We start from the raw sequence: 734 nt of genomic DNA, 5'->3' as shown, positions 1-734 counted from the left end.
CAGCTGGCCCAGCGCAACGTCGACACGACGGCCTAATTCGCGTCACAGCGCAAGGGCGTGGTCAATCGATCGCTTACCATCAAAGTGGTGCCCATCATTTTCGATTTGATGGACATCACTGTGACAGAGCCGGAAGCCAAGCCGGGTAGCCGCAAGGGACGCCCGAATTATGATCGCGAGTTTCGACGCCGACTCGCCGCTGCGGCATGCGAGCCGGGTGCCTCGGTCGCAAAGCTGGCGCGCGAGAATGGCATCAATGCAAACATGCTGTTCACCTGGCGGCGCCGCTATCGCGAGCAATTGCAGGCCGAAACGATGTCGCTGATTCCAGTGGCGGTGGTGCATGAGACACACGCGCCGCGCGTGGCGATGCCACCGGATGCAGGGGATGTCGGCAACCCGACTGCGCGAGCGGGGACGATCGAGATCCGGATCGGCGCAGTGGTGATCAAGGTCGACGGTGCCGTTGACGCCGATACCGAGGCGACCCGGGAGGTGCTCGAGCTGATCGGCGAACTCTACGGCATCGAGGCCCACATCCGCGGCAAACCCGCCGCTGAACGGCTGCGCGTGCGGCAGGAGAAAAGTGTGCCGCTGCTGGCAACCATCAAGACGTGGATGACGGACAAACTCGCGACGCTGTCGAAGAAATCCGATTTGGCCAAAGCGATCCGTTACTCGCTTAACCAGTGGGATGCCCTCGCGCTGTACTGCGAAGAGGGCCGTGCCGAGAT

Annotated in this window: 2 pseudogenes; both read left to right on the top strand. The window is 62.4% G+C overall.

Annotated elements, in window-relative coordinates:
• Nucleotides 1-108 precede the first annotated feature (108 nt).
• Nucleotides 109-420 (top strand): annotated as a pseudogene (gene tnpA, locus WS69_RS35620) (IS66-like element accessory protein TnpA); the annotation flags it as partial.
• A 57-nt stretch (nucleotides 421-477) separates the two neighbouring features.
• Nucleotides 478-734: pseudogene (locus WS69_RS30030) on the top strand (IS66 family transposase); the annotation flags it as partial.

The organism is Burkholderia sp. BDU5 (assembly GCF_001522845.1).
Classification (GTDB): Bacteria; Pseudomonadota; Gammaproteobacteria; order Burkholderiales; family Burkholderiaceae; genus Burkholderia; species Burkholderia mayonis.
Note: the sequence above shows the minus strand (reverse complement) of the source record. Positions and strands in the feature narration are given on the sequence as shown.